This is a genomic window from Gammaproteobacteria bacterium (assembly GCA_016765075.1).
Lineage (GTDB): Bacteria > Pseudomonadota > Gammaproteobacteria.
Genome location: JAESQP010000027.1, coordinates 1 through 5,829, shown reverse-complemented (window position 1 = coordinate 5,829; position 5,829 = coordinate 1). Strand labels below are relative to the sequence as shown.

Sequence of the window (5,829 nt, the reverse complement as noted above, 5' to 3'; positions counted from 1 at the left end):
GCCCCCACGCTTTCGCGGGGACAGACTCTAAGTGGAATGCGCTAGCATTACTAAGGAAATACTCTTAGAGCAGCAAGACTGTCGGCGAGGAAAGGGAATATTTCAGGAAAAAAGATAGTGCCTCATGAATTGACCAGAGGCTCCCTAAAATAATCATCACCCCCATCAACAAACTTCCAGCCAAACAGTTCTGAAAAAAATGATTTTGTTTGCTTTAGATCTGAGGCGGGTAGCTCTACATAATCGATGCAGTTTTCTTTTTTCATTGCTTAAGGCGGGTATTTTACAAAAACTAGTCCGGCCAGCAGCGTGATGACAAAATAAGTGATGATGCGCTTTTTGCGGCAGGTGCGGCTTTACGCGGACTGGCTTTAGCCTTTGCGCGAGGCTTGGCTGCGGGTGTTTTAGTGGTAGTGTCAGCGGTTTGTTGTGTTTTAGCGCGGCGCAGACTCTGGGTGAGTTTAGAACCAGTCTTTGAGTCAGTCATAGTATCTCCTTAATGAGTTCATCAATTTCTTCTGCTGCGGCCGCACCGCGCTTACCCATACAGTAAACACTGGCGCCTTCTATTGCCGCGTTGCGGTATATAGCACGGCGACGTATACCATTTTTAAGTGCGGGAATATCGAATTCTGCTAATGCTTGTTGCATGGCATTAGACAAGGCACTGCGTGGCTCTAGTTGGTTGACGACGATATGGGCCGTTAATCCACGGTTACGCATCTTGGCTTGTTTTATGAAATCAACTAAGCGGATACTGGCCCATAAATCTACGGGGGATGGCAATACCGGGATTAATACCGTATCGGCTGCCGACAGTGCTAGCGACATCGTCTCGGTCTCAAGTGTTGGTGGGCAATCAAGCACGAGAAAATCGTAGTCTTGACTGAAGCGCTGCACCTCACGCGCTAAACTGCCGCCGATGGCAATGACTGAAACCGGGAATTGTCGCTCTTCGGCCGCCAAGCTACTCCACTGCCCTGCTGAACCTTGTGGATCAGCATCGATCACGAGCACTCGACCGTGTTTCGCCAAGCCTACAGCGAAATTCATACTGAGCGTGGTTTTTCCGGTACCGCCTTTTTGATTTGCTATTGCAAAAACACGCGCTGACATGCTGTGTTCCTAACGCTATTTGGAGTCAATTCCTGTGTAATTCTAGCACGGAGCGGAGGCTTCCGCTAAGAGATGGTGGGATTAAAATCTTACCCTCTCTTACATAGCTCAAATTGTTGATACATTGATGGCTATCTATCTTTTATATTGAACATCAGAATACCTGTTAGGCACATAATCGGGTAATCTATAGCTTGATTACCGGATTAATTTAATTCTCATGCATCGACAAAAAGTCCTTGAATTACTCGACAACTACAAGACGCCGTATATGGAAGAAGCGGCGATGGTGCAGCGTGCGCGACGTTTTGCCGAGCAGCATCCCAACTGTTTTGAGCGTATAGAAGAAGGACATTTTACTGGCTCTGCATGGGTGCTTAACCCTGCTCATTCGCATACGCTGATGCTGCACCACCGTAAATTGGATCTTTGGCTGCAACCTGGCGGCCATGCTGATGGCGACCCTGACATTACGCGTGTAGTGTTGAATGAAGTGGCCGAAGAAGCGGGGGTGAATCTCGACCATATAAAGCTGGTCGATGACAATATCTTTGATGTCGATATCCATGTTATTCACGCCAATGAACATGATCCGCGCCATCAGCATTTCGATATTCGTTTTCTGGTTGAAATCGACGACTCACTGGATTTGCCCGGCAACGAGGAATCACATCAAATTGGCTGGGTCGCGCTAGCTAATGTGCCGCAATTTAATCATGCGCGCTCTTTTTATCGCATGGTGCAAAAGACCAGAAGGATACTGGCTTAAAGCTCTATTTCTAAATATTTAAAATTTTAGATTTAGTTTAGGTGTTAAAAAGCCCTCTGCTATATCAAAATCAGGGGGGATTAGTATTATTTAGTGGTAAGAAGATTTTGTCTGGTGCGTATAGCAAATCTGCCATCACCAAGAAGAATATGCACCGTTGAGGCTAACAATAAAAATATTGGATATTCCCAACCCCCGCCTTCATTGGTAAATAACCAGCCGTTAGGAAAGTGTGTCCACGCAGCAACAAACATAACGGGCATCAATACTGCCGAAACATATCGACCATAAAATCCGATCAAAATCATTATGCCGCCGATAAGCTCAAACAAAAATACGGGGTATGCCATAAATACAGGTATGCCTTGAGTTCCAAGCCATGTTGAAAAGCCCGGAATTGTAAACACAAACCACTTCAAGAGTGCATGTGATATCCACATTACTCCCAATCCTAAGCGTAAAAGTAATGCAGCATCTGGCCCAAATCTGTCGTCTATAGAAGTCATCAATACATCACATTGCTGATTCGGTGGGGAAATTAGCTTCAAGCCAGTGTTTTTTACCTTCCACATACTCATAGGCATTTGTGTATCCCATCTGTAGCAATGTGTCCGTTGCTATTTTCGAGTTTTTACACTCTATACTGGCACAGTACACAACAAGAAGAGCGTCCTTGTCTGTCAGTAACTCTGGTACTTTTTGCTGTATCTCATCATGTGGAATATTCAAAGCTGACGGTAGGTGCTCAGAGTCAAAGTATTTTTTGGGCAGTGCCTCAATAATTATCATTGGTACATTGTTATCAAGGTTCTCTTTAATTTGTTCGCGAGTAATTATGCGGCTCATATTCATTCTCCTGCTCTTTTAGTGGTTGTAAATGCAACCAAATAAAGGCTACCTTAATATGATTGTAATTGCAACAATTTTGAGATAGTCTTTGAAAATGAATAAAAAAATAGATAAAGAAGCCGTACAAGCTTGGATACAATTACACCGAGCACATCGACTATTGATAGAAAGGGTAGAAAGTTCCCTTAAAAGTGGCGGATTACCGCCTCTCGCTTGGTACGATGTCCTTCTGGAACTAAATAGAGAAAAATCCATTGGGCTGCGTCAATATGAAATTGGTGAAAAAATATTGTTGAGCAAACATAATCTTTCGCGCTTGATCGACAGGTTGGAGAAAAATCATCTTGTTGCGCGCTATGCGTGTACTGAGGATGGTCGCGGAAATAGAGTAAAAATTACTGGCGAAGGTATAAAAAAAATGAAAAAAATGTGGCCTGTATATAGTCAGTCTATACAAGAAAATTTCGGGGTTAAACTGGATTCTTCAGAATTACTAAAACTGAGGCAGGTTCTGAAAAAGTTGCAGTTCGAAACTAAAACACTTAACAAATAGCGCCAACGGGCAGGTTAAAGTGGTGATAGCTAGCCCTATTCATAGAGTCAATCGCCCAACAACAAACCGGTTTCTTCTTTCTCACCATAAGCATTAAAACAACGCTTTGTTACGCCAACTTACATTGTCTAAGCTACTCACTATTTATGCTATGGGCTAGCCTTCTCTACTCGCGCATGAGCGTTGAACAATTCCTGCAACCGAAAGCAGTAAAGCAACTTGTTCTGTGTCAGCCAACTCTTCGCTGCAGTTATAGGCCAATATGACACCGTCACGCATCTCGATATAAAACTGGGGATGCTGCATCAAGAAACTCTGCAACTCATCTGAAACATAGGTCGATGCATCAACATTGTCGCTAGTATAAAGGCGATATTCGCTGCTCGAATCAGTCTTACCTATCAATACCTTGCTGTTGTAGCCAGTTAAGTAGCGTTCCAGGTAATGTCCAGGCGCGATAACAAAATCAGGTACATTAGCCATAACGCAGTTAGCAGTAACCAGGGTACGCCAATGCTTAGAATAATAATTTGGTGCTGAGGTATGACTATAATCAAACAATCTGACTTTACAACCATCATACTCACCCTGCATGACGTTACTTTCTTCTTTATCTGAACCCCGGCGCAAATAAATAAAGTCTTCTTTATTTAGAGTGTTGGTGATTTCAGCATTAAACGTTAAACCCTGCTGGGCAGCAATTTTTTCCATCGCCAGCTCACGCGTAGTGCGCCTTGCTTCTTCTTTAACAAGAATGGCATCTTGCATACGGGCAGATAAGGGATGCTTGGTGAACTGATGAAAATTCTCTAGCCCTAATACCTCACATGGGCGTTTATCACGCACACATTCTTCTTGAAACTGGTGCAGATATTCCATACCCGTATGGTCAATGATATGACTTGATTCGGTAATGGTCAGTGTCACCCCTTCGTTATTAGGCAAGTTGTCAAGAATTTTATCCAAAGGTAACAAATTAAAACAGACGACAGATGACAGCGACAGCTCATGGTGCACCTTGCCATCACGCTCTGATTTTTCGTATTTAATAACCGGGTCAGCAAACAACGTCTTGAAATTTTTCCACAGAAAAACTAATGATTGTGTAGCGGTTAAACGACCATTCAAAATAAAGCGAAATGACGGGGTCAACAGATACAACAGTATGATAATTTCTGCCGCTATACCAATCAAAATACCAATTAACAAATCGGTCGCCAATACCGCTATCACGGTGATTATGAAAACAATCATTTGATCACGGCCAATAGAGTAGGTCTTGGTGAACACCTTATATTCACAAAGCTTCCAACCGACATAGATCAGTATCGACGCAATGGCTGCTAGCGGCACAAGCGAAATAATATCAGTGGCTATAAACAAGAAAATGAGCAGGAATATGGCGTTATAAAAGTTTGCCCATAGGGTACGGCCACCGGCATCGATATTGGTGCGACTTTTAATTCCACCAGGAATGATCGTCAAACCACCGAAAAGACTCGACGCTGTGTTTGATACACCCATCGCACGTAAGGTAACGTTTGGATCGGACTTGCGCTGAAACGGATCGATTTTATCGACCGCCTTAATCGTCGCTAATGATTCAACACCATCAATCAAGGTCAAGGTAATCACCACCACCAAGATGCTCCAATACAAATCGGGGTTGCTGAACACGCCACTAAAGTCCGGCAGTGTAATGCCGCCTTCGAGGATATTTTCAGGCATGGTGATTAGATATTTCGCATCAAGACCAAACGCAGAGGCCATGATTATTCCAAGAATCGTCACTACCAGCGGCGCAGGCACCTTGCGCATCCATGTATATTTGGATTTATTAAGATAAAAAATCAAAAACAAAGTAATAATGCCAATGGCAAATACCTGCCACTGGATCTGTAAAAATGCCCCGGGTAATTTACTCGCGGTCGCCAACATGCTCTTCGCCGCCGGCACATCTGCCCCTATTAACGCCGGTATCTGTTTAATAATAATAATCAGCCCGATGGCGGCCAGCATTGCTTCAACCACCGTCACCGGTAGAAAAATTGCAAACCGGCCCGCATTCATAAAGGCGAGCACGATTTGCACCAGTCCTGTTAAACAAATTGCCACCAGGAGCAGGGGATAACCAACGGCTAAATCACCGCCACCCAATACCAACATGCCGGACAACAGCGCCGGCGCCAGACCAGCAGCAGGGCCACTGATGGTAACATAAGCGCCACCGAGGAAAGGGAAAATCAAACCAGCGATAATTGCCGAAACCAGGCCTGTGACAGGCGGCGCACCGGAGGCAATGGCAATACCCAGAGAAAGCGGTAATGAAACCAGCGCGACCTGCATACCTGCCAGCAAATCATAGCGCCAATGTTTTAACCCTTTTAAGCCATTTTGTGGTGCTTCAGTCATTATCATTACCTACATAATTAACTAATATTTTTTATGTTGTCTTACCTTGCAGTATTAAATTCCAGATAAGTTCTCTATTGCGCTAATCGCTGCTTGTGCGGCAGCGTCAATATCGGCTTCTTTCCCTGAT

Annotated in this window: 8 protein-coding genes; 2 read left to right on the top strand and 6 right to left on the bottom strand. The window is 44.1% G+C overall.

Going from position 1 to position 5,829, the window contains the following annotated elements; genetic code table 11:
- Positions 1–122 precede the first annotated feature (122 nt).
- Genes JKY90_01560 through JKY90_01550 form a run of 3 tightly spaced genes read right to left on the bottom strand, consistent with a single transcriptional unit; the run spans position 123 to position 1,116 of the window.
- Positions 123–266: a hypothetical protein gene (locus JKY90_01560; GenBank protein MBL4850956.1), complete on the bottom strand. Its 144-nt coding sequence runs from the start codon at positions 264–266 to the stop codon at positions 123–125.
- A gap of 26 nt (positions 267–292) precedes the next feature.
- Positions 293–487 carry a hypothetical protein gene (locus JKY90_01555; protein MBL4850955.1) on the bottom strand — a complete coding sequence of 65 codons (195 nt, stop codon included), beginning with the start codon at positions 485–487 and terminating at the stop codon, positions 293–295.
- On the bottom strand, positions 484–1,116 hold the full coding sequence (locus JKY90_01550; GenBank protein MBL4850954.1) for an AAA family ATPase: 633 nt from the start codon (positions 1,114–1,116) through the stop codon (positions 484–486). The genes JKY90_01555 and JKY90_01550 overlap by 4 nt, the downstream gene beginning before the upstream one ends.
- A gap of 220 nt (positions 1,117–1,336) precedes the next feature.
- Here JKY90_01550 and JKY90_01545 point away from each other — a divergent pair, with 220 nt between their 5' ends.
- On the top strand, positions 1,337–1,885 hold the full coding sequence (locus JKY90_01545) for an NUDIX hydrolase (GenBank protein MBL4850953.1): 549 nt from the start codon (positions 1,337–1,339) through the stop codon (positions 1,883–1,885).
- Positions 1,886–1,971: 86 nt separating this feature from the next.
- On the opposite strand, the gene JKY90_01540 is transcribed toward JKY90_01545, so the two are convergent.
- Together JKY90_01540 and JKY90_01535 are read right to left on the bottom strand one after the other, a co-directional pair.
- The gene (locus JKY90_01540; protein ID MBL4850952.1) at positions 1,972–2,391 is read right to left on the bottom strand and encodes a DoxX family protein; all 420 of its coding nucleotides are present in this window, start codon (positions 2,389–2,391) and stop codon (positions 1,972–1,974) included.
- Positions 2,392–2,398: 7 nt separating this feature from the next.
- A complete protein-coding gene (locus tag JKY90_01535) occupies positions 2,399–2,731 on the bottom strand; it encodes a rhodanese-like domain-containing protein (GenBank protein MBL4850951.1) in 333 nt (110 codons plus the stop codon).
- A 97-nt stretch (positions 2,732–2,828) separates the two neighbouring features.
- Here JKY90_01535 and JKY90_01530 point away from each other — a divergent pair, with 97 nt between their 5' ends.
- Entirely contained in the window at positions 2,829–3,287 is a 459-nt protein-coding gene (locus JKY90_01530; GenBank protein MBL4850950.1) for a MarR family transcriptional regulator, read from the top strand.
- A 156-nt stretch (positions 3,288–3,443) separates the two neighbouring features.
- Here JKY90_01530 and JKY90_01525 read toward each other — a convergent pair whose 3' ends face one another.
- Complete coding sequence (locus tag JKY90_01525; GenBank protein MBL4850949.1) at positions 3,444–5,699, bottom strand: SulP family inorganic anion transporter; 2,256 nt, start codon at positions 5,697–5,699, stop codon at positions 3,444–3,446.
- Positions 5,700–5,829 lie beyond the last annotated feature (130 nt).

What these genes read in the sequence shown, in the direction of transcription:
- JKY90_01560 (MBL4850956.1), bottom strand. Translation starts at nt 266, where the DNA reads ATGAAAAAAGAAAACTGCATCGATTATGTAGAGCTACCCGCCTCAGAT.
- JKY90_01555 (MBL4850955.1), bottom strand. Translation starts at nt 487, where the DNA reads ATGACTGACTCAAAGACTGGTTCTAAACTCACCCAGAGTCTGCGCCGC.
- JKY90_01550 (MBL4850954.1), bottom strand. Translation starts at nt 1,116, where the DNA reads ATGTCAGCGCGTGTTTTTGCAATAGCAAATCAAAAAGGCGGTACCGGA.
- JKY90_01545 (MBL4850953.1), top strand. Translation starts at nt 1,337, where the DNA reads ATGCATCGACAAAAAGTCCTTGAATTACTCGACAACTACAAGACGCCG.
- JKY90_01540 (MBL4850952.1), bottom strand. Translation starts at nt 2,391, where the DNA reads ATGACTTCTATAGACGACAGATTTGGGCCAGATGCTGCATTACTTTTA.
- JKY90_01535 (MBL4850951.1), bottom strand. Translation starts at nt 2,731, where the DNA reads ATGAGCCGCATAATTACTCGCGAACAAATTAAAGAGAACCTTGATAAC.
- JKY90_01530 (MBL4850950.1), top strand. Translation starts at nt 2,829, where the DNA reads ATGAATAAAAAAATAGATAAAGAAGCCGTACAAGCTTGGATACAATTA.
- JKY90_01525 (MBL4850949.1), bottom strand. Translation starts at nt 5,699, where the DNA reads ATGACTGAAGCACCACAAAATGGCTTAAAAGGGTTAAAACATTGGCGC.